Raw genomic sequence first — 20,386 nt, forward strand, 5'->3', positions numbered from 1 at the left:
AACATTTGCATCTCACTGCGGCAACGCTATCTGCAAATGTTGGAATCAAAGAACCACGAGTAAACGTCATGGCTGAGTGGAGCTTTGGATTTGACATTCGCATGGCGCACCAGCGGCTACGTGGGATGCGAATGTCAAATCCGCTCCACTAGCGCCTTCCGCAGGAAGCGGCCGATGCGCGGGTCGGACGACTGCGCGACGTTGAAGCGCAGATAGCTGCGCGCCGACTGCGACAGGCTGAATGCGTTGCCGGGCGCGAGCACGATGTCCTCGGCCAGCGCCTGCTGCGCGAGGTCGGCGGCATCGAATCTGCCGGGCAGCTTGCACCACAGGAACATACCGGCCTGCGGCTCGACCCAGGGCACGAGGCCGAGGGCACGAAGCTGCGTGATGGTCCGGTGCATCTCCCGGGTCAGGCGCGTGCGCAGCGCCAGGACATGCTTGCGGTAGGTGCCGTCCTTCAGCACTGCGAGCAGCAGCTCGGCCGACAGGTGGCCGCCGCCGAAGGTGGTGGCGATCTTCAGGTCGGCGAGGTCATCGATCCAGTCGCGCCGCGCGGCGATGTAGCCGCAGCGGATCGATGCAGTCAGCGTCTTTGAGAAGCTGCCGATCTGCACCACCCGGTCGAGCCCGTCGAAGGCGGCGAGCCGCGGCCCCGGCTCGTGCTCGAAGTCGGCGAAGATGTCGTCCTCGGCGATGACCACGTCATGCTGCTCGGCGAGCTTCAGCAGCTTGTGCGCGGTGACCGCCGACAGCGTCGCGCCGGTCGGGTTGTGCGGCCCGGAATTGGTGACGTAGAGCCGCGGGCGGTGTTCGGCGAGCACCTCGGCGAACGCCGTCACGTCCGGCCCGGCTGGCGTGTAGGGTACGCTGACGATCTTGGCGCGGTGGGCGCGTAGCAGCGCATGGAAGTTGAAATAGCACGGATCATCGACCAGCACCGTGTCGCCGGGCTCGATCAGAAAGCGGCACAGGAGATCGATCGCATGGGTGCCGGATTCGGTGAGGATGATCTGCTCGGGCGCGGCATCGACGCCGGTCTCCGCCATCCGCCGCGCCAGAAACTGGCGCAGGGGAGCAAGGCCCAGCGGTGTGCCGTAGTTGGTCAGCGTCGCATCGCCGCCCTTGCCGAGACCGCGTAGCCCGCGGCGCAGGCTCTCGGTCGGCATCCAGGCCGGCGGCAGCCAGCCGCAGCCGGGCTTGAGCACCGCCGAATCGGCTTCCAGTGACTGGCGCGTCACCCACAGCGGATCGATCGCGCGATCGAGCCGCGGCCCGATCTCGGCCAGCGACAGCGGCTGCAGCGGGCCCGCGACATAGAAGCCGGAGCCGCGCCGCGAGCGGATCACCCCTTCCGCCGCCAGCCGGTCATAGGCCTCGACCACGGTGGACTTGGAGACCTTCATGGTTTCGGCGAAGCCGCGGATCGAGGGCAGCTTGGTGCTGGGCAACAGCTCGCGCGCGGCGATCCGTTGCCGGATCGCGGCGGCGACGCGTTCGGCCAGCGTACCCGCGTCGGCCGGCAGGCCAGTTTGTCGCTCGATCTGCGTCATCTGTACCGCCAGTCTTACCAATACAGTTTGGTGAAAGTGTAATGGATTGTCTCTGGCCGAGCCACTGCTGTTTGCGGATAACGGAGGCTAGCCGGGGCGGGCGCGACTGAGACGGATTGACGTGACATGGACAAGACGGCGAGCGGCTGGTTCAACGGCTGGGGCAACGGCTTTTTGGGTGTGCTGATCTTCAGCGGATCGCTGCCGGCGACGCGAGTGGCGGTGATGGACTTCTCGCCGGTGTTCCTGACTGCGGCGCGTGCCTCGATTGCCGGCCTGCTCGGGCTCGTGCTGCTGATCGGCTTCGGTGAGAAGCGCCCGGTGCGCGGCGATCTGGTCTCGCTCGCGGTGGTTTCGCTCGGCGTCGTGGTCGGCTTTCCGCTGCTGACCGCGCTCGCCCTCGAACACATCACCTCCGCCCACTCCATCGTCTTCATCGGCCTGCTGCCGCTGTCGACCGCGGTGTTCGGCGCGATCCGCGGCGGCGAGCGGCCGCGGCCGGCGTTCTGGCTGTTCTCATGCCTCGGCAGCGTGCTGGTCGCGGGCTTCGCGCTGATGCGGGATTTCTTGGCGTCGCCGGCCGGCGATCTCTTGATGCTCGCCGCTATCATCGTCTGTGGTCTCGGCTATGCGGAAGGGGCCAAGCTGTCGCGCCGCCTCGGCGGCTGGCAGGTGATCTCGTGGGCGCTGGTGCTGTCGCTGCCGGTGATGCTGGTGATCAGCGCTGTCAGCATGCCGCCGTCGTTCGCGCGCGTCGCGCAGCCGGCCTGGATCAGCCTGATCTACGTGTCGCTGTTCAGCATGCTGGTCGGCTTCGTGTTCTGGTATCGCGGGCTGGCACAGGGCGGCATCGCCGCGGTCGGCCAGTTGCAACTATTACAGCCGTTCTTCGGCCTGGTGCTGGCAGCGGCATTGCTGCACGAGCCGGTCAGCGCCGCGATGGTGGCGGTGACGCTGGCGGTGGTGGCGTGCGTCGCCGGAGCGAAGCGGTTCGCTTGAATATAACCTACAACAAGACGACGGCCGTCGTCTGATCTTCGCGCGTGGTCGGTGCCGAGGAGATGCTCCCGTTGGGGCGCATGGCAGGTACGCGAGCGATGTCGCCATGCGTGGGCACTCCGGATTGCTGCCGACACCGAATCCGCCGATGATGCGAAGCGATGACGCAGTCGATGGATGAGCACGATGGCATTGAAGCTGTTTGAACTTGTCGGTGTGGATGCCTCGCGCCCGTTCAGTCCGTTTTGCTGGCGCACGCGGCTCGCGCTGGCGCACAAGGGGCTGCACGCGGCGACCGTGCCGTGGCGATTCACCGAGAAGGCCGCGCTCAGTCCATATCAGTCGGAGAAGGTGCCGGTGCTGCTCGATGGCGAGGCTTCCGTCGCCGACTCCTTTGCGATCGCCGTCTATCTCGAGGACGCCTATCCCGACCGGCCGTCGCTGTTCGGCGGCGAGGGCGGACGGGCAGCGGCGCGCTTCCTCAACGGCTGGGGCGATGTCGCCATCATTGGTGGAATGTTTCCGCTGATCGCCGCGGATATCGTGCAGCGGCTCGATGCCGCGGACGCGGCCTACTTCCGCAAGACGCGCGAGGCGCGTTTCGGCAAGTCGCTGGAAACAGTCGCCGAGGATCGCGAGGCAAAGGTGGAGGGGTTCCGCCGCAGCCTCGATCCGCTCCGGCTGATGCTGCGGGCGCAACCGTTCGTCGGCGGCACCGCGCCGAACTACGGCGATCACATCGTGTTCGGCGGCTTTCAGTGGGCGCGTATCGTCAGCCCTTTCATGCTGCTGGCGAACGACGATCCGGTCTATGCCTGGCGCGAGCGGATGCTGGATGCTTATGACGGCTTGGCGCGCCGCACGGCGGCGTTCGCGCTTTAGCATCCGGCGGATGCGTCATGATGGTGTCGCGAATTCGCCCTAGATGATGACCGGCATGGTCTCATCAAAAGCCAGTCCCCACCTTTTCGGATCGTGTCATAAGTCTGGCCCATGCTGTCCGACATTCCCGTATCCTGGTTCGGCGCGATCGGCGCAACGCTGACGACGGTCTGCTGGCTGCCGCAGGCGGTGCGGCTGATCCGTCACAAGAACACGCAGGCGATCTCGCTGCCGACCAATCTGATCTTCTTCGCCGGGCTGTTCTTCTGGTTGGTTTACGGCATCGCCATCGGCGACTGGCCGCTGATCGCCGCCAACGGCGTCTCGATCGTGCTGACGACGATCATCGTCGCGATGAAGCTGAGGTATGGGTAACGGTCAGCGTCGATGGTACTCCGCCGTCACCGCGCGCAGGCAGTCGCGGCAGAGGCAGTCGTCGAAACCGGTGGGGCTCGGTTCGCCCGGTTTTGGTAACGGCAGCTTGATCGCCTCCGCGCCGCACCAGCAGGGGCCGTGCAGGTTGCAGGCGAACGCCGCGCCGCAACGGGCGCAGGTGAGTTGCCTTGGCTTGGAGTCGGGGCTGGCCACTTTCGATCCCGTTTCCGTCAATTTTCTGTCCGATCTTTCATTTGATATCCGCAGGGCCGGGGCGAATAGTTTGCCTCGTGCGTGCCGGCACGGCCAGCCGCCGTGACGGGCAGCAATAGGACACCAGATGGCGCGCGATCCGCAAGGCGCATGGGTGGCACTGAACCGCTTCGGCTTCGGCGCGCGCGGTGATGCCTCCGGCGATTTCGCTAATGCCGCGTCCGATCCGCGTGGGTTCATCCGGGCGGAGCTGGAGCGGCCGGCGCTGGCGCTGCTGGAATCGTCGGCGCTGCGGTCGTCGCCGGAGCTCGGCCAGGCCTTCTTCAGTTTCCGCGAGGAGGAGCGCAGGCAGCGCCTTGCCGCCGACAAGAACGGCCCGCTCAGCGCCCGCGCCCCGCTCGAACTGAAGCTGCCGGAGACAAAATCCGCCGACGCAGCGAAGCCCGTCGCAAAGCCCAGCGAAGCCTCGGCTGATTCGGCGCGGTTGGCTTCAGCGAGACCAGCCGAAGCCAAGCAGGCTACTGCTTCCGCCGAGAGCGCGCCGCCGAATGCGACGCAGCCCAACCAGGTGCAGCCAGCCGCACCTGGCGCTGCTCCTGCGCGCCCCGCGCCACAGCCGTTGAATGTGATTCAGAAGACCTATCGCAATGAGGCGCTGGCGCGGTTCCAGCGGGCGACGCTGACGGAGGCGGGATTCATCGAGCGGCTGGTGACGTTCTGGTCCAATCACTTCTGCATCTCCGCCAACAAGGGCCCGCTCGCGCGCATCTGGGCCGGCGCGTTCGAACGCGAGGCGATCCGTCCGCATGTGCTCGGCCGCTTCGCCGACATGGTGCTGGCGGCGGAAAGCCATCCGGCGATGCTGTTCTTCCTCGACAACCAGCAGTCACTGGGGCCGAACTCGCGCGCCGGGCTCAATCGCAACCGCGGCCTGAACGAGAATCTCGCCCGCGAGATCATGGAGCTGCATACGCTCGGCGTTGGCGGCGGCTACACCCAGGACGACGTCACCGCGCTCGCACGCATCATCACCGGCTGGACCTTCGCCGGTCCTGACGGGCGGCTCGGCGAGCCGGGCGCGTTCGCCTTCAACGCCAATGCGCATGAACCTGGCACGCAGGAGCTGCTCGGCAAGAGCTATGCGGAAGACGGCGTGGAGCAGGGCCGCGCGGCGCTGAATGATCTGGCGCGTCATCCGTCCACGGCGAAGTTCATCGCCACTAAGCTGGCGCGGCATTTCGTGGCCGACGATCCACCGCCGGCCTTGGTGGCGCGGCTGGCGAGACGCTTCGCCAAGAGCGACGGCGACCTGAAGGCGGTGGCGATCGAATTGCTCGACGCCGACGAAGCCTGGAGCACGCCGCTCGGCAAGATTCGCTCGCCCTACGAGGTGCTGATCGCCACCGGCCGCCTGCTCGCGCGGGTGCCGGATCAGCCGTCGGTCTATCTCAACAGCCTCAACGTGCTGGGTCAGCCGCTATGGTCGCCCGCCGGACCGAACGGTTTCCCCGATACCAACGCAACCTGGGCGTCGCCCGAGGGCATGAAGCTGCGGCTTGATCTCGCGTCCCAGCTTGCTGCGCGCCTCGGCGACGCCTACGAACCGCGCGAGCTGATCGACGTCGTGGCTGGCGCCGCCGCCTCGCAGCAGACCCGGCAGACGATCGCGCGGGCCGAAACCCGGCAGCAGGCGATGGCGCTGCTGCTGATGTCGCCCGAATTCCAGCGGAGGTGAGCGATGAGCGCATCCGATCGTGACGAGTCGATGGACTGCGGCGAAAATCGGCGGCTGATCGCCACGCGGCGCGCGCTGCTGATCGGCGGCGCGTCGTTCGCCGCCTGGGCCTACATGCCGCGATTTGCGCAGGCCGACACGACCGGTCGCGACCCGCGTCTGATCGTCGTCATCCTGCGCGGCGCGCTGGACGGGCTTGCCACCGTCGCGCCGCTCGGCGATCCGGAGTATGCACGCCTGCACGGCGCGATCGCGCTGACGGCGAACGGGCCGAACGCGGCGTTGCCGCTGGATTCGTTTTTCGCCATCCATCCGGCGATGCCGAATTTCGCCCGCCTCTATCGGAACAAGCAGGCGGCGGTGGTGCATGCGACCGCCACCGGCTATCGCGAGCGTTCGCATTTCGATGGGCAGGACGTGCTCGAGAGCGGCTATTCCGGTCCCGGCCGCGTGCAGTCGGGCTGGCTCAACCGCGCCTTGGAGGAGCTGCCGCGCGGCGACCGCATCACCGGCGCGCTCGCGGTCGGCCCGACTGCACCCTTGATCCTGCGTGGGGCAGCGCCGACCGTCGGTTGGGCGCCGGTCGCTCTGCCGCAAGCGGCGGAGGATACGGCGACGCGCCTGCTCGATCTCTATGCCCAGCGTGATCCGGCGCTGTCGCAGGCGCTGGCGCAGGGCCTGCAACTCGACAGGACCGTGATGCGCGACGACAGCATGCGGCCGGCGTCAGGTATCGGCGCCATGCGGGTGACGGCGCGCGGTGTCGCCAAACTGATGGCCGCTGATGACGGGCCGCGGATCGCGGCGCTGGCGTTCGACGGCTGGGACACGCACGCGAATGAAGGCGGCCCGATCGGTCGGCTCGCGCAGTTGCTTGGCGGGCTGGACAGCGCGGTCGCCGAACTCGAGCAGGGCCTCGGCCCGCGCTGGGGCTCGACCGCGGTTGTCGTCGTTACTGAATTCGGCCGCACCGCGCGCATCAACGGCACCGAGGGCACCGACCATGGCACCGGCACGGTGGCGCTGCTCGCGGGCGGCGCGATCGCCGGCGGCCGCGTCATCGCCGATTGGCCGGGGCTGAAGGAGGCCAACCTTTACGAGGCGCGTGATCTGAAACCGACCACCGACCTGCGCGCGGTGCTGAAGGGACTGATGAAGGACCATCTGGGTCTCGGCGATCGGGCACTGGCGAGCTCGGTGTTCCCGGACACCGCCCTGATCCGGCCGATGACCGGGCTGATCGCCTGATCCCTCCGCCATCATCCGCATTTGAAACAAATGCGCACCTTGCGCCTAGGCTCTCGTTTGCCACAGGTATCGCGAGCGTAGCGCCTGCCGCGAAACGTCAGAAACTTCGCGCGGGGCGAGAGTTGTCTTCCGTGTTGTTGCGGTGCGGAGGACAAGATGGCGAACAGGCGGTTCCTTGAGACGATCGCGGCCTCGGTTTCGGCGCGGCCGGACCTTGAAGGCGTGTGTCTCGTCAGCGGTACATGCGGCCTGCTCAACCTCGCCCATCATCCTTTGATCTGAAATGAGCGGAGGCGCGTATCGGTTGTGCGCGCCTCCGCGTTTGTTGTGTGGGGGCAGTGATGCGAGAGAAATGGTTTCCGGCGCCGTGGCCGGCTGAGTTGCTGTCGGTGCTGCGGTCGGCGCGGAGCGCGTTCGTTGGCGTGGCGGCGGCGAGCATGATCGTCAACGTGCTGATGCTGACGGCGCCGTTGTTCATGCTGCAGGTCTATGATCGCGTGCTGCCGAGCCGGAGCGTACCGACCCTGGTCGGTCTGCTGCTGATCGCAGTGGTGCTGTTCCTGATCCAGGCGGCGGTGGATGCGATCCGCAGCCGCTTGCTGATCCGTGTGGCCGAACTGTTTGATGCGGCCATGCGCGAGCGCCTGTTCGACGCGGTCCAGCACGATGCGCTGACCAACGCGCGGCTTGACAACCTGCAGCTCGTGCGCGATCTCGACACCGTACGCGGCTACATCGGCGGCACCGGCCTGATCGCATTCTGTGATCTGCCGTGGGCGCCGTTCTACATCGTCGTCTGCTGGCTGTTTCATCCGTTGATGGGCGTCGCGGTCGCGATCGGCGTCTTGGCGCTGTGCGGGGTCACGGTCGCCACAGAGATGTTCACGCGCAAGCCGGCCAAGGATCTGGTCGGGCTCGGCGGCCGCAGGCGGCTGACCACGGAGACCGCGTACAGGAATGCGGAGACGGTGCACGCGCTCGGCATGCACCGGCGGATGCGGATGCGCTGGAGTGAGCAGTCGCTGGATTATCTGGCGACGCAGCGGCATCTGCTCGATCTGTCGACCGGGTTCGGCAGCGTCTCGCGCCTGTTGCGGACGATCCTGCAGTCAGGCGTGCTGGCGCTCGGCGCCTATCTGGTGGTGAACCAGCAGGCGACCGCGGGCGTGATGCTGGCGGCGACAATTCTGTCGATCCGCGCGCTGAGCCCGATCGAGCTTGCGATCGGCAACTGGCGCGGGTTCATCGCGGCGCGTGAGAGCTTCGCGCGGCTGTGCGCCGCCATCGCCGCGCTGCCGTCTCCAACCCAGCGAACCGAGTTGCCGGTGCCGAGCAAGCAGATCACGGTCGGATCGGTGAGCGTCACGGTGCCCTCCACCGGAGCGGTGGTGCTGCACGACATCACCTTTATGCTCACCGCCGGGCAGGCGCTGGCGATCGTCGGTCCGAGCGGATCGGGGAAATCGGCCCTCGGTCGCGCGCTGGTCGGAGCCTGGCCGGTGGCGCGCGGCGCGATCCGCATCGACGGAGCGACCCTGCCGCAGTGGGAGTTCGACCGGCTCGGCCGCTCGATCGGTTATCTGTCGCAGGACGTGTCGCTGTTTCGCGGCACCGTGGCCGACAACATCGCGCGCTTCGCGGAGGATCGCTGTGACCAAAGGCTGATCGCTGCGGCGAAGGCCGCTGACATCCATGAGATGGTGCTGCGACTGCCGCAAGGCTACGAGACCGAAGTCGGCGAGGGCGGGCTGATGCTGTCGGGCGGCCAGCGGCAGCGCGTGGCGCTGGCGCGGGCGCTGTATGGCGATCCGTTCCTGTTGGTGCTGGACGAGCCGAATTCGAATCTCGATGCCGCGGGCGAACAGGCGCTGGCCCGCGCCATCAGCGCGGCCCGCGCGCGCGGCGCGATCGTGATTGTGATTGCGCACCGGCCATCGCTGTTGAGCGTCGTCGATCACGTCCTGGTGCTCAACGACGGCCGAATGCAGGCGTTCGGCAAGGTCGCCGACGTGCTACCGATGCTGATGCCGAAGCCGCAGCCGCCGCGGCGCCGCGAGCCCGCTAAAGACGCCGCGAAAGAACCTGTCAAAGAACCCGCCAAAGAGACTGCAAAGGCGGCGACGGCGTGAGTGGGAGGACGACGATGACATCCCCTCACACGCTCTCTGGCCCGCTGGGGTCGATCCGGCTTCACATCGTCGGACTGGTGATCGCTGCGGCGGCGCTGTTCGGCGGCTTCGGCATTCTTGCCGCATCGACGGACCTGTCCGGCGCGGTGGTGTCGTCGGGAACGGTGGTGGTCGAGTCCAACGTCAAGAAGGTGCAGCATCCGACCGGTGGCGTGGTCAAGGAACTGCTGGTGGCCGACGGTCAGCCGGTGAAGGCCGGCGCGGTGCTGATCCGCCTCGACGAAGTGGTCGCCAACGCCAATCTCGCCGCCATGACCAAAGCCTATTGGGAGCTGCGCGTGCGCGGCGCGCGGCTGGAGGCCGAGCGCGACAACAAGGACGAAGTGGCGATTCCGGTCGACCTGCGCGACGTGACCGACGACAGCCTGCAAGCCATCGTCGAAGGCGAACGCGGCCTGTTCAGGTTCCGGCGTGAGTCGGCGGCGAACCGCAAGAACCAGCTGCATGAGCAGATTGCCCAGCTGAAGCAGGAGATCGTCGGGCTGTCGGATCAGCTCGATGCCAAGGGCAAGGAGTTCGATCTGATCCAAAGGGAGCTGGTGGGGGTGGAATCGCTCTGGGAGCAGAAGCTGATTTCGATCACGCGGCTGATGACGCTGCAGCGGGAAGCCGCGCGCCTGCTCGGTGATCGCGGCCGGCTGAAGGCCTCGATCGCGCAGTCGAAGGGCAAGATCGCCGAGGCGACGCTGCAGATCGCGCAGGTCGATGAGGACAACCGCCGCGACGTCGCCAAGGAGTTGGCCGATGTCCGTGGCCGTTCGGCGGAGACATTCGAGAAGCGGATCGCCGCGCAGGACGCCGTCGACCGGTTGGAGTTGCGGGCGCCGCAAGACGGCCTGGTGCACGATCTGACCGTTCACACCAAGGGCGGGGTGATCGGCGCCGGCGAGGCGGTGATGATGATTGTGCCGGGCAAGGACACGCTGATTGTCGAAACCAAGGTGGCGCCGCAGGACATCGATCAGGTCAAACTCGGCCAGCCAGTGATGATCCGCTTCCCGAGCTTCAACCAGCGCACCACGCCGGAACTGTCCGGCGCGGTGTCGCGCGTCAGCGCCGATGCACTGCAGCCGGACAAGAACGGACCGGGCTATTTCCTCGTCCGCGTGGCGATCGCCCGTGACGAGGTGGCGCGGCTCGGTGCGCTGGCGCTGGTGCCGGGCATGCCGGCCGACGTGTTCATCCGCACCGCCGACCGCTCGCTGCTGTCGTATCTGACCAAGCCGCTCACCGACCGGGCGGCGCACGCATTCCGCGAACGCTAAGGCATGATCCGGAAAAGTGCGAAGCGGTTTCCGAAGAGATCATGCCACCCGTCTGGCCTCCGGCCAGACACCCTCCCTATCAAGGGGCGAGATGGCTCCAGGCCGGACGGAGCCATCGGGTCGAAAGCCGTGGCGCGGCCTCACCCGTTGCCTAGCGTGATCCGATCGATCGCGGAGAGATCGTCGTCGGTCAGTTTCCAGGCGATCGCCTTGGCGTTCTGCGCGATCTGCTCGGGCCGGGTGGCGCCAGCAATCACGCTCGCCACCTGCGGTCGCGAAGCCAGCCATGAGAACGCCAGCTCCAGCATGCTGTGGCCGCGCTCGGCGGCGAACGCCTTCAGCTGCTCGACGAGACGGACGTTCTTCTCGGTCGCGTAGCGGTCGCGCAGGCGCGGCGTGGTGGCGAAGCGCGTGCCCGCGGGCGCGTCTGCGCCCGCCGCGTACTTGCCGGTGAGAAGACCGCTGGCGAGCGGGAAGTAGGGCAGGATGCCGAGGTTGTAGGCCTTGGCCGCCGGCTGCAGTTCCTTCTCGATGTCGCGCACCACCAGGCTGTACTCGTCCTGGATCGAGACGAAGCCCGGCACGTTGATGATCTTCGCCGTCAGCGCCGCCTCCGCCACCCGCCAGGCCGGCAGGTTGGAGCAGCCGACGTACCGCACCTTGCCCTGGCGCACGAGGTCGTCGAGCGCGCGCAGCGTCTCGTCGATCGGCGTCAGCGGGTCGTAGGTGTGCTGCTGGTAGAGGTCGATGTAGTCGGTACGCAGCCGCTTCAGGCTGTCCTCGATCGCCTTCATGATGTAGCGGCGCGAGGCGCCCTTCTTCACGCCCTCATCGTCCATCTGCATCGCGAATTTGGTGGCGAGCACGATCTCCTTGCGCTTGTCGCCGAGCACTTCGCCCATCGCGCTCTCGGAGCCGCCGCGATTGCCGTAAATATCGGCGGTATCAAACAGGGTGATGCCGGCGTCGAACGCGGCGTGGATGACCTTGCGGGTGCCTTCGACGTCGAGACGCTGGCCGAAATTGTTGCAGCCGAGACCGACCGCGGACACGCGCAGGCCGGAGCCGCCGAGATTGCGAATTTCCATGATGAGACCCGTTTGTTGTTGGTTATCTGGCACAGGGACGGGCCTATCGTGCGCCGCCTGCCGCCAGAGTTCAATCGGGTATCGGCCAGGCCATGAGGCATGGAGGCGATGAGGCTAACGAATGTCCCCTCATCCTGAGGAGCTTGCGAAGCAAGCGTCTCGAAGGATGAGGCCGCCGCAGAGGCTGCAGCATTCGTTCATGGGGGCAGCGGCCTCATGCTTCGAGATGCGGGTTTCGCCAACCTCTCCCCGCAGGCGGGGAGAGGTGACGTGGGGCGCGAGGGTGGTCGCGAGGGGCGGCGGCAACAGAAGACCGGCACGCCAGACGGCGGAACGTCAGCCCGCGAGCGGAACGACGCGTGCCGTGCGACGGGCCGAGGGCTTGGCCGCCTGACGCAGCGCGGCCTCGCCCGAGGCCTTGCCGGTCGGCAGGATCATGCCGGTGGCGCCGGCGAGTGCGCCCGCGCGCAGTTCGAGGCCGAGCATGCGCTCGCGCTCGAACGGGCCGGGCAGCACCAGGTCCTTGGCTGCCTCGGCCGAGAAGCCGAAGCGCTCATAGTACGGCGCGTCGCCGAGCAGCACGATCGACTCGTAGCCGAGCGCCGCCGCGACGACGATGGCGTGGCGCATCAGCGCAGCGCCAATGCCGAGCGAACGCAGCTTCGGGTCCACCGCCAGCGGGCCGAGCATCAACGATGCCCGGCCGCCGGCGGCGACGTGCCAGAGCCGCAGCGTGCCGACCAGCCGGCCGTGCCGGACCGCCGTGAAGGCGAGGCCTTCGGCGGGCAGCCGCCCGTCGCGGATGCGCTGGCAGGTGCGTGCGAACCGGTTTTCACCGAAGCACAGGTCCAGCAACTGTTCGCGGGCTGCGACATCCGATGCGCGCTCGCGGCGGATCGCGAACGGGGCAGGGGCGACGGATTTCTTCAGGGCGGTCTTCTGCAACGCTTTCATGGCACGTCAGTCCCCGCTCCTTGTTCAGGAGCGTTGTCATCCAAACCGAGGTTGACGGGATGGGAGCCGGCCACCCGGCTCCCCGCTTTCTCCAAAGAGCCGCTGCGACATGCGCAGACCCGGCTCCCATCGTCGCCAGCGCGAGAGGCGCTGAGCTCAGATGTGGTAGGTCTTCAGCGGCGGGATGCCGTTGAAGGCCACCGACGAGTAGGTCGAGGTATACGCCCCGGTGCCCTCGATCAGGATCTTGTCCCCGATCTCCAGCGTGACCGGCAGCGGATACGGCGTCTTCTCGTACAGCACGTCGGCCGAGTCGCAGGTCGGGCCGGCGAGGACGCAAGGCGTCATCTCGGCGCCGTCATGCGGCGTGCGGATGGCGTAGCGGATCGACTCGTCCATCGTCTCGGCGAGGCCGCCGAACTTGCCGATGTCGAGATAGACCCAGCGCACCTCGTCGTCGTCGCTCTTCTTGGAGATCAGAACGACTTCCGCCTCGATAATGCCGGCGTTGCCGACCATGCCGCGGCCCGGTTCGATGATCGTTTCCGGGATCTGGTTGCCGAAGTGTTTGCGCAGCGCCCGGAAGATCGATCGGCCGTAGGTCACCACCGGCGGAACGTCCTTCAGGTACTTGGTCGGGAAGCCGCCGCCGAGGTTAACCATCGACAGGCTGATTCCCCGCTCGGCGCAGTCGCGGAACACGGTCGCCGCCATCGCGAGCGCGCGGTCCCACGCCTTCACCTTGCGCTGCTGCGAACCGACATGGAACGAGATGCCATGCGGCTCCAGCCCGATGCGCTTGGCGAGATCGAGCACCTCGACCGCCATCTCCGGGTCGCAGCCGAACTTCCGCGAGAGCGGCCACTCGGCGCCGGCGCAGTCGTACAGGATGCGGCAGAAAACCTTCGCGCCAGGCGCGGCACGGGCGACCTTCTCGACCTCGGCGGCGCAGTCCACCGCGAACAGGCGGATGCCGAGCGCGTAGGCGCGCGCGATATCGCGCTCCTTCTTGATGGTGTTGCCGAAGGAGATGCGGTCCGCGGTCGCGCCGGCGGCCAGCGCCATCTCGATCTCGGCGACGGTCGCCGTGTCGAAGCAGGAGCCGAGCGAAGCCAGCAGTGCCAGCACTTCCGGCGCCGGGTTTGCCTTCACGGCGTAGAACACCCGGGAGTCCGGCAGGGCCTTGGCGAAGGTGTTGTAGTTCTCGCGCACGACCTCGAGGTCGACGACGAGGCACGGCTCGGTGTCGAGACCATCGTTGCGACGGGTGCGCAGAAACTCGCGAATGCGTTCGGTCATAGCACTCTCCAAAAGGCCCAGCGACGGACCCGTTCAAAGTTGCCTCGGGCGAGATGCTCCGGTCTGTGCCGCACGATGGAGGCGCGACAAGGCCGAAAAATCGAACCCGAACTGTGCTGCCGTGGATTGGATGGGATTTCCCGTCCGCACGCCTGGCAATGAAGGACAAGCCTCTTCGGTAGCCCGCGCCGGCTGGTGGAAAGCCGGTAGAGACCAAAAAAGCCCGCTCCGTCGTTGCTTTAAGTCGCGTCCTCCGTTGAGCGCGGAGTACGCCGGTTCGCCTCCGGCTGCCGATCACGGTTGCAAGAAGGAGGAGCCTTCACGTGTCGCATCGCTGGAGAGCGATGCTCGGGCTTCTCATCCTTGGCGGCTGTCCGGCCTCTTGTCCGGATACCTACCGACCGACACACGACCACAGGCACGTGCGAAATTGGGCAAGCGAGGAGATAAGAGATTTAGACTTGCGGTGCAAGAAATTTTCGCGCAGCCGCGGCGATTTTCCTCAACGTCATCGCGCACTGTTGCGTGAATGCCGCGCGCAGATGAACAGACGTTAAAGTTTTCTCGCAGAGAGGCGTCGCGCAGCGTTGCGCGTTCGTTAAGAGCGACGCGTGAACGGCTCGATGCGCTGCGCGCCGCGCACGAAGCCCACCATGATGATGATGCCGATGACGAACAGCACCGCCTGGATGATCAGCGCGCCAGTGTCGCCGAGTCCGAACAGGATCGCGAGCGCCCAGCCGCCGGCGAACGCGGCGCCGAACACCTCGGCTCCGATCAGGATCGCCGCCGAGACGACGGTGAGCACGCTCGGCCAGTAGATGCGGCGCGGCTGGGAGGCGGTTGGGGTGCTGTTCATGGCGGCGATCTGCCTTCGGCTCCGTTGAGGCCGGCAATCTCTTAGAAAAAGGCCGGTGGATCAAGCGTTAATGCGGGCTCTGTGGCGGAGTTGAGGCACCGAAAAGCCGCATTGGGTGTTATATGGAAGGGTAACAACGAGCCGTTTCAGGACCTATCCGATGTCGAATCCATTGCTGATGCCCTGGCAGACCCCGTTCGAGACGCCGCCGTTCGGCGAGATCAGGCCGGAGCACTTCCTGCCGGCGTTCGAGCAGGCGTTCGCCGACCACACCGCCGAGATCGACGCGATCACCCGCGATCCGGCCGAGCCGGACTTCGACAACACCATCACCGCGCTGGAACGCTCCGGCAAGCTGCTGACCAAGGTGTCCTCGGTGTTCTACGCGCTGGTCTCGGCGCATTCGAACCCGGAGCTGCTGGCGATCGAGAGCGACGTGGCGCTGCGCCAGGCCCGCCACTGGAATCCGATTCTGATGAACGCGGTGCTGTTCATGCGGGTGGCCAAGCTGCACGACAAGCGCGACACGCTGAAGCTGACGGGCGAGCAGAAGCGGCTGCTGGAGCGCACCTATGTCCGCTTCCGCCGGGCCGGCGCGGGGCTCGACGAGGCCGGCAAGGCGCGGATGGCCGAGATCAACGAGCGGCTGGCGCATCTGGCGACCGAATTCAGCCATCATGTACTGGCCGAGGAGCAGGAGTGGAGCCTCGAACTCGGCCCCGGCGACCGCGACGGGCTGTCGGCGCCGTTCATCGCCGCGGCGGAGGCCGCCGGCGCCGAGCGCGGCCAGCCGGGCAAGGCCCTGGTCACTTTGTCGCGCTCCTCGGTGGAGCCGTTCCTGCAGAGCTCGACCCGGCGCGACCTGCGCGAGAAGGTCTACAAGGCCTTCATCGCCCGCGGCGACAATGGCAACGCCAACGACAACAGCGCGATCATCGGCGAGATCCTGGCCTTGCGGGAGGAGAGCGCCAACCTGCTCGGCTACCCGACCTTTGCCGCCTACCGGCTGGAGGATTCGATGGCCAAAACGCCGCAGGCGGTGCGCGAGCTGCTGGAGCGGGTCTGGACGCCGGCGCGGGCGCGGGCGATGGCCGACCGCGACGCGATGCAGGCGATGATCGCCGAGGAGGGCGGCAACTTCACCTTCGCCGCCTGGGACTGGCGTTATTATGCGGAGAAGCTGCGCCAGCGCCGCGCCAATTTCGACGATTCGGCGATCAAGCCGTATCTGACGCTGGACGGCATGATCGCCGCCGCGTTCGACACCGCCAACCGGCTGTTCGGCCTCTCGTTCGAGGAACGGAAGGATGTTCCGGTCTGGCATCCCGACGTGCGCGTCTGGCAGGTGAAGGATACGAGCGGCGCCGATGTCGGCCTGTTCTACGGCGACTACTTCGCCCGCGCCTCGAAGCGCTCCGGCGCCTGGATGACCTCGACCCGCGACCAGCAGACCCTCGACGGCACGGTGACGCCGCTGATCCTCAACGTCTGCAACTTCTCCAAGGGGGCGGACGGCGAGCCGGCGCTGCTGTCGCCGGACGATGCGCGCACCCTGTTCCACGAATTTGGTCACGGCCTGCACGGCCTCTGCTCGAAGGTGGTCTACCCCTCGCTGTCGGGAACCAGCGTGTTCACGGACTTCGTCGAGCTGCCCTCGCAGCTCTACGAGCACTGGCAGGAGCAGCCGCAGGTGCTGCGGCAGTTCGCCCGTCACTATAAGACCGGCGAGCCGCTGCCCGACGAGCTGCTGCAGCGGTTCCTCGCCGCGCGCAAGTTCAACCAGGGTTTCGCGACGGTGGAATATGTCGCCTGCGCGCTGATCGACCTCGAGTTCCACTCGCGGCCGGCCACGGCTGCGCAGAACGTGCGCGCGTTCGAGGCCAAGGAGATGGCCAAGATCGGCATGCCAGAGGAGATCGCGCTGCGGCACCGGCCGACACACTTCAGCCACATCTTCTCCGGTGATCACTATGCTGCGGGCTACTACAGCTACATGTGGTCGGAGGTGATGGATGCGGACGCGTTCGGCGCGTTCGAGGAGGCGGGCGACATCTTCGATGCCGCGACCGCCAAGCGGCTGTTCGATGACATCTATTCCTCAGGTGGATCACGCGATCCTGAAGAGGCCTATATTGCGTTCCGCGGCCGCAAGCCGGAGCCTGAGGCGCTGCTTCGCCGTCGCGGACTGACTGAAGCCCCCGCCGTCGCTGCCTGAACGGAGCCCCGATGCGCCGCCTCGTCCTTCTGCCGCTGATTGCAGCTTTCGCGATCTGGGTGCGCCCGGCTGCGGCGCATCCGCACGTCTGGGTCACCTCGCAGAGCGAATTGGTCTACGGCGCCGACGGCGCGATCACCGGCATCCGCCACACCTGGAAGTTCGACGACATGTTCTCCGCCTACGCGGTGCAGGACATTCAGAACAAGGACAAGGGCGTCTACACCCGCGAGGAACTGGCGCCGCTGGCACAGATCAATGTCGATTCGCTGAAGGAGTTCGACTTCTTCACCTTCGCCAAGGCCGGCAAGACCAAGGAGCAGTTCCTCGAACCGGTCGATTACTTCCTCGAATATAGAGACAGCGCGCTGATCCTGCATTTCACCCTGCCGTTTAAGCAGCCGGTGAAGGCGAAGGAGCTGGCGCTGGAAATCTACGATCCGAGCTATTTCGTCGGTTTCGATCTCGCCGCCACCGATCCGATCAAGCTGGTCGGTGCGCCCGCGAGCTGCAAGGCCGCCGTGCAGCGTCCGGACAGCAAGAGCACCCAGGCGCCGATCAGCGAGCAGAGCTTCCTCGACGGCAACGTCAACTACGGCGCGATGTTCTCCAACAAGATCATGGTGGATTGCCCGTGACGGCAAAACTCTGTGTGGGCCTGCGGCACGCCGCATGGTTGGCCGCCGCCGTCGTCGTGCTGGCTGCATTCGACGGCGCCCTGCATCTCGTGTCCGCCCAGGTGACGCCGTTCGGCGGCCGACCCACCACGCCGCCGCCGCAGGAGGCAGGCGGGGTGATCGGCTGGATCCTCGCCAAGCAGGCGGAGTTCTACCGCGCGCTTTCTGGCACCATTCGCGCGGCGAAGACCGACGGCAGCGCGCTGTGGACGCTGATCGGCATCTCGTTTGCCTACGGCGTGTTCCATGCCGCTGGCCCAGGCCACGGCAAGGCGGTGATCTCGTCCTATCTTGTCGCCAACGAGGAGACCGCACGGCGCGGCATCGTGCTGTCGTTCGTCTCGGCGATGCTGCAGGCAGTGGTGGCGGTGCTGATCGTCGGCATCGGCGCTTGGCTGCTCGGCGCCACCGCGCGCACGCTCTGCAGCACCGAACGCATCATCGAGATCGTCAGCTACGGATTGATCGCGGTGCTCGGCGCCTGGCTGGTGTTCACCAAAGGGCGCGGCCTGCTGCGCACGCTGCCGGCCTTCGGCGCGGCACCAGCGCCGGCGCTCGCGCACGCGGCCGCCGGCGGCCACGATCACGGCCACCGCCACCACGGTCATGATCATGGGCACGGCCATGCCCACCACGATCACACGCATCATGCTCATGCGCATGATCATCGGCATGATCACCACGACCACACGCACGGTCACGCGCCCGGCCATGCGCATGCCGCGCACAATCCGGCGCATGGCGCGCCCGGTCACGTCCATGACGAACATTGCGGCCACAACCATGGCCCCGATCCGAGTGAACTGGCTGGTCCCGGCGGCTGGTCGCGCGGCCTGGGAGCGATTTTCGCAGTCGGTCTGCGGCCCTGCTCGGGGGCGATCCTGGTGCTGGTGTTCGCGCTGGCGCAGGGACTGTTCTATGCCGGGATCGCTGCGACCTTCGCGATGGGCGTCGGCACCGCGCTGACGGTCGCGGCGATCGCCGTGGTCGCGGTCAGCGCCAAGGGGCTCGCCCGCCGCCTGACCGCGCATCGTGATGGTCTGGGCGCGGTGGTGCTGCGCGGTCTTGAATTCGCCGCCGCTTGCGTGGTGCTGTTCTTCGGCACCGGGTTGCTTTTGGGCTATCTCGCGGCGGAACGGACGGTCTGCTTCTGATCCGCCGCAGGCGTCGCGCGGGACGACGACCGCCTCGCGAGGACGGGCGAGATCAAGTCGGGGCAAGCCGATGGCGTTCGCGATCAAGGCCGGTATTGACGATCCGCGCGCCAGGACCTTTGCGTTCACCGCGCAGAAGACGATGTATAGCGGCAAGCATATCGCCAAGGGCGGCGTCATCTTCCTGTTCGCGAGCGAGAACGAAGGCGGTCAAGGCCTGATCGCGCGCGGCGTGGTCACTCCGGCCGAGGCCCCGCAGACCCGGCATCGCCCGTCAGACGCCGCGGGTGAGCATCACGGCCGCGCGCGCGGCGCTGGCGAAGCGGCGGCTGGGACGCAAGGAGCTCAAGCCGTTTGCTGATTGGAATGACGGCCAGCCGGAAACCGAACTCAACTTCAAGTTCTACCGTCAGGCGACGGACAAGATCGTCGGCCTCTCGCCAGGCGCGGCCGCGTTGCTCGCGACGTTTTTCTGAGAGCCTGGCCTCTTCAAGCCAGCCGCGTATGAGCCGTATCGGCGTGCGGCACTCGCTCAGCCGTGGGCATTTGGTGCGGCACAGTGAATAAATGATCTTAGAATAACTTGACAGTCGGGGGGCGACAGGCGAAGGCACCGCCACCATGAGCGCCGATACGCCTGCTATGCCGAACATCGGACCCGCGCGCGCGGAGCGCGTCGGCGTGCTGCTGGTCAACCTCGGCACCCCGGATACCGCCGACGCCCGGGGCGTGCGAGTCTACCTGCGTGAATTTCTGTCCGACGCCCGGGTGATCGAGGATCAGGGGCTGCTCTGGAAGCTGATCCTCAACGGCATCATCCTCGTGGTGCGGCCGCGTCGCAAGGCGCTCGACTACCAGAAGATCTGGAACATCGAGAAGAACGAGTCGCCGCTCAAGACCATCACCCGCGCCCAGGCCGAGAAGCTCGCAGCCTCGCTCGCAGACTCGCAGGTGGTGGTCGATTGGGGAATGCGCTACGGCAACCCGTCGATCCGCGCGCGGATGGAGGCGCTGGCGGCGCAGGGCTGCAAACGCATCCTGGTGGTGCCGCTCTATCCGCAGTATTCGGCGGCGACCACCGCCACCGTCTGCGACGAGGTTTCGCGGGTGCTGCAGAGCATGCGTGCGCAGCCGGCGGTGCGGTTCGCGCCGGCCTATCCGGTGGACGCGACCTACATCGATGCGCTCGCCGCCTCGATCACCGCGCATCTGGCGACGCTGCCGTTCAAGCCGGAGCTGATCGTCGCCTCGTTCCACGGCATGCCGCAGAAATATGTCGATCTCGGCGATCCCTATTACGAGCAGTGCGTCGCGACCACCGAAGCGCTGCGCACCAAGCTCGGGCTCGGCATCGAAGACTTGCAACTGACGTTCCAGTCGCGCTTCGGCAACGACGAATGGCTGCAGCCCTACACCGACAAGACCATCGCAGGCCTGGCCAAATCCGGCATCCGCAGGATCGCGGTTGTGACGCCGGGGTTCGCGGCGGACTGCCTTGAGACGCTGGAGGAGATCGCGCAGGAGAATGCCGAGATCTTCAAGCACAACGGCGGCGAGCAGTTCGCCTTCATTCCTTGCCTGAACGACAGCGACGGCGGCATGGACGTGATTCGTCAGCTGGTGATGCGCGAGCTGCAGGGTTGGATCTGATACCGGGACTGCCTCCGATCGAGGCTGGGGT

Annotated in this window: 17 protein-coding genes; 12 read left to right on the top strand and 5 right to left on the bottom strand. The window is 66.8% G+C overall.

The window, feature by feature from the left end; all coding sequences use genetic code 11:
• Window positions 1-134 precede the first annotated feature (134 nt).
• Entirely contained in the window at window positions 135-1,553 is a 1,419-nt protein-coding gene (locus tag X566_RS12425) for a PLP-dependent aminotransferase family protein (RefSeq protein WP_051444055.1), read from the bottom strand.
• A gap of 126 nt (window positions 1,554-1,679) precedes the next feature.
• Between X566_RS12425 and X566_RS12430 the strand changes: the two genes are divergently transcribed.
• The 7 genes from X566_RS12430 (at window position 1,680) to X566_RS12465 (ending at window position 10,459) form a co-directional block, all read left to right on the top strand.
• The gene (locus X566_RS12430; RefSeq protein WP_034466628.1) at window positions 1,680-2,552 is read left to right on the top strand and encodes a DMT family transporter; all 873 of its coding nucleotides are present in this window, start codon (window positions 1,680-1,682) and stop codon (window positions 2,550-2,552) included.
• A gap of 186 nt (window positions 2,553-2,738) precedes the next feature.
• Window positions 2,739-3,434 (top strand): glutathione S-transferase family protein, encoded by a 696-nt coding sequence (locus X566_RS12435; protein ID WP_034468511.1) that lies wholly within the window; start codon window positions 2,739-2,741, stop codon window positions 3,432-3,434.
• A 111-nt stretch (window positions 3,435-3,545) separates the two neighbouring features.
• A complete protein-coding gene (locus X566_RS12440; protein ID WP_034466630.1) occupies window positions 3,546-3,809 on the top strand; it encodes a SemiSWEET family sugar transporter in 264 nt (87 codons plus the stop codon).
• A 340-nt stretch (window positions 3,810-4,149) separates the two neighbouring features.
• Window positions 4,150-5,757, top strand: a complete 1,608-nt coding sequence (locus tag X566_RS12450) for a DUF1800 family protein (protein ID WP_034466634.1) — start codon at window positions 4,150-4,152, stop codon at window positions 5,755-5,757.
• A 3-nt stretch (window positions 5,758-5,760) separates the two neighbouring features.
• Complete coding sequence (locus tag X566_RS12455) at window positions 5,761-7,005, top strand: DUF1501 domain-containing protein (protein WP_244434733.1); 1,245 nt, start codon at window positions 5,761-5,763, stop codon at window positions 7,003-7,005.
• A 341-nt stretch (window positions 7,006-7,346) separates the two neighbouring features.
• The gene (locus X566_RS12460; RefSeq protein ID WP_034466636.1) at window positions 7,347-9,134 is read left to right on the top strand and encodes a type I secretion system permease/ATPase; all 1,788 of its coding nucleotides are present in this window, start codon (window positions 7,347-7,349) and stop codon (window positions 9,132-9,134) included.
• A 14-nt stretch (window positions 9,135-9,148) separates the two neighbouring features.
• Window positions 9,149-10,459, top strand: coding sequence for an HlyD family type I secretion periplasmic adaptor subunit (locus X566_RS12465; protein ID WP_034466639.1), 1,311 nt, complete (start codon window positions 9,149-9,151; stop codon window positions 10,457-10,459).
• A 140-nt stretch (window positions 10,460-10,599) separates the two neighbouring features.
• On the opposite strand, the gene X566_RS12470 is transcribed toward X566_RS12465, so the two are convergent.
• The 4 genes from X566_RS12470 to X566_RS12485 form a co-directional block, all read right to left on the bottom strand.
• A complete protein-coding gene (locus tag X566_RS12470; RefSeq protein WP_034466642.1) occupies window positions 10,600-11,547 on the bottom strand; it encodes an aldo/keto reductase in 948 nt (315 codons plus the stop codon).
• Window positions 11,548-11,883: 336 nt separating this feature from the next.
• Entirely contained in the window at window positions 11,884-12,501 is a 618-nt protein-coding gene (locus X566_RS12475) for a GNAT family N-acetyltransferase (RefSeq protein ID WP_034466645.1), read from the bottom strand.
• A gap of 156 nt (window positions 12,502-12,657) precedes the next feature.
• Window positions 12,658-13,800 carry a type III PLP-dependent enzyme gene (locus X566_RS12480; protein ID WP_034466647.1) on the bottom strand — a complete coding sequence of 381 codons (1,143 nt, stop codon included), beginning with the start codon at window positions 13,798-13,800 and terminating at the stop codon, window positions 12,658-12,660.
• Between the two features lie 598 nt (window positions 13,801-14,398).
• Window positions 14,399-14,659, bottom strand: coding sequence for a hypothetical protein (locus X566_RS12485; RefSeq protein ID WP_034466649.1), 261 nt, complete (start codon window positions 14,657-14,659; stop codon window positions 14,399-14,401).
• A gap of 160 nt (window positions 14,660-14,819) precedes the next feature.
• Here X566_RS12485 and X566_RS12490 point away from each other — a divergent pair, with 160 nt between their 5' ends.
• The 5 genes from X566_RS12490 (at window position 14,820) to hemH (ending at window position 20,355) form a co-directional block, all read left to right on the top strand.
• Window positions 14,820-16,874: a M3 family metallopeptidase gene (locus X566_RS12490; protein WP_034466651.1), complete on the top strand. Its 2,055-nt coding sequence runs from the start codon at window positions 14,820-14,822 to the stop codon at window positions 16,872-16,874.
• A gap of 11 nt (window positions 16,875-16,885) precedes the next feature.
• Window positions 16,886-17,512, top strand: a complete 627-nt coding sequence (locus tag X566_RS12495) for a DUF1007 family protein (RefSeq protein ID WP_034466653.1) — start codon at window positions 16,886-16,888, stop codon at window positions 17,510-17,512.
• Complete coding sequence (locus X566_RS12500; protein ID WP_034466655.1) at window positions 17,503-18,705, top strand: nickel/cobalt transporter; 1,203 nt, start codon at window positions 17,503-17,505, stop codon at window positions 18,703-18,705. The genes X566_RS12495 and X566_RS12500 overlap by 10 nt, the downstream gene beginning before the upstream one ends.
• Before the next feature lie 70 nt (window positions 18,706-18,775).
• The gene (locus X566_RS12505; protein ID WP_244434734.1) at window positions 18,776-19,066 is read left to right on the top strand and encodes a hypothetical protein; all 291 of its coding nucleotides are present in this window, start codon (window positions 18,776-18,778) and stop codon (window positions 19,064-19,066) included.
• A gap of 260 nt (window positions 19,067-19,326) precedes the next feature.
• On the top strand, window positions 19,327-20,355 hold the full coding sequence (hemH, locus tag X566_RS12510; RefSeq protein ID WP_051444056.1) for a ferrochelatase: 1,029 nt from the start codon (window positions 19,327-19,329) through the stop codon (window positions 20,353-20,355).
• Window positions 20,356-20,386 lie beyond the last annotated feature (31 nt).

It is taken from the genome of Afipia sp. P52-10, assembly GCF_000516555.1.
In the GTDB taxonomy this organism is placed as follows: Bacteria; Pseudomonadota; Alphaproteobacteria; order Rhizobiales; family Xanthobacteraceae; genus P52-10.

Bases quoted from the DNA above. Each gene is read 5' to 3' on its own strand.
- X566_RS12425 (WP_051444055.1), bottom strand. From the start codon at position 1,553: ATGACGCAGATCGAGCGACAAACTGGCCTGCCGGCCGACGCGGGTACG.
- X566_RS12430 (WP_034466628.1), top strand. From the start codon at position 1,680: ATGGACAAGACGGCGAGCGGCTGGTTCAACGGCTGGGGCAACGGCTTT.
- X566_RS12435 (WP_034468511.1), top strand. From the start codon at position 2,739: ATGGCATTGAAGCTGTTTGAACTTGTCGGTGTGGATGCCTCGCGCCCG.
- X566_RS12440 (WP_034466630.1), top strand. From the start codon at position 3,546: ATGCTGTCCGACATTCCCGTATCCTGGTTCGGCGCGATCGGCGCAACG.
- X566_RS12450 (WP_034466634.1), top strand. From the start codon at position 4,150: ATGGCGCGCGATCCGCAAGGCGCATGGGTGGCACTGAACCGCTTCGGC.
- X566_RS12455 (WP_244434733.1), top strand. From the start codon at position 5,761: ATGAGCGCATCCGATCGTGACGAGTCGATGGACTGCGGCGAAAATCGG.
- X566_RS12460 (WP_034466636.1), top strand. From the start codon at position 7,347: ATGCGAGAGAAATGGTTTCCGGCGCCGTGGCCGGCTGAGTTGCTGTCG.
- X566_RS12465 (WP_034466639.1), top strand. From the start codon at position 9,149: ATGACATCCCCTCACACGCTCTCTGGCCCGCTGGGGTCGATCCGGCTT.
- X566_RS12470 (WP_034466642.1), bottom strand. From the start codon at position 11,547: ATGGAAATTCGCAATCTCGGCGGCTCCGGCCTGCGCGTGTCCGCGGTC.
- X566_RS12475 (WP_034466645.1), bottom strand. From the start codon at position 12,501: ATGAAAGCGTTGCAGAAGACCGCCCTGAAGAAATCCGTCGCCCCTGCC.
- X566_RS12480 (WP_034466647.1), bottom strand. From the start codon at position 13,800: ATGACCGAACGCATTCGCGAGTTTCTGCGCACCCGTCGCAACGATGGT.
- X566_RS12485 (WP_034466649.1), bottom strand. From the start codon at position 14,659: ATGAACAGCACCCCAACCGCCTCCCAGCCGCGCCGCATCTACTGGCCG.
- X566_RS12490 (WP_034466651.1), top strand. From the start codon at position 14,820: ATGTCGAATCCATTGCTGATGCCCTGGCAGACCCCGTTCGAGACGCCG.
- X566_RS12495 (WP_034466653.1), top strand. From the start codon at position 16,886: ATGCGCCGCCTCGTCCTTCTGCCGCTGATTGCAGCTTTCGCGATCTGG.
- X566_RS12505 (WP_244434734.1), top strand. From the start codon at position 18,776: ATGGCGTTCGCGATCAAGGCCGGTATTGACGATCCGCGCGCCAGGACC.
- hemH (WP_051444056.1), top strand. From the start codon at position 19,327: ATGAGCGCCGATACGCCTGCTATGCCGAACATCGGACCCGCGCGCGCG.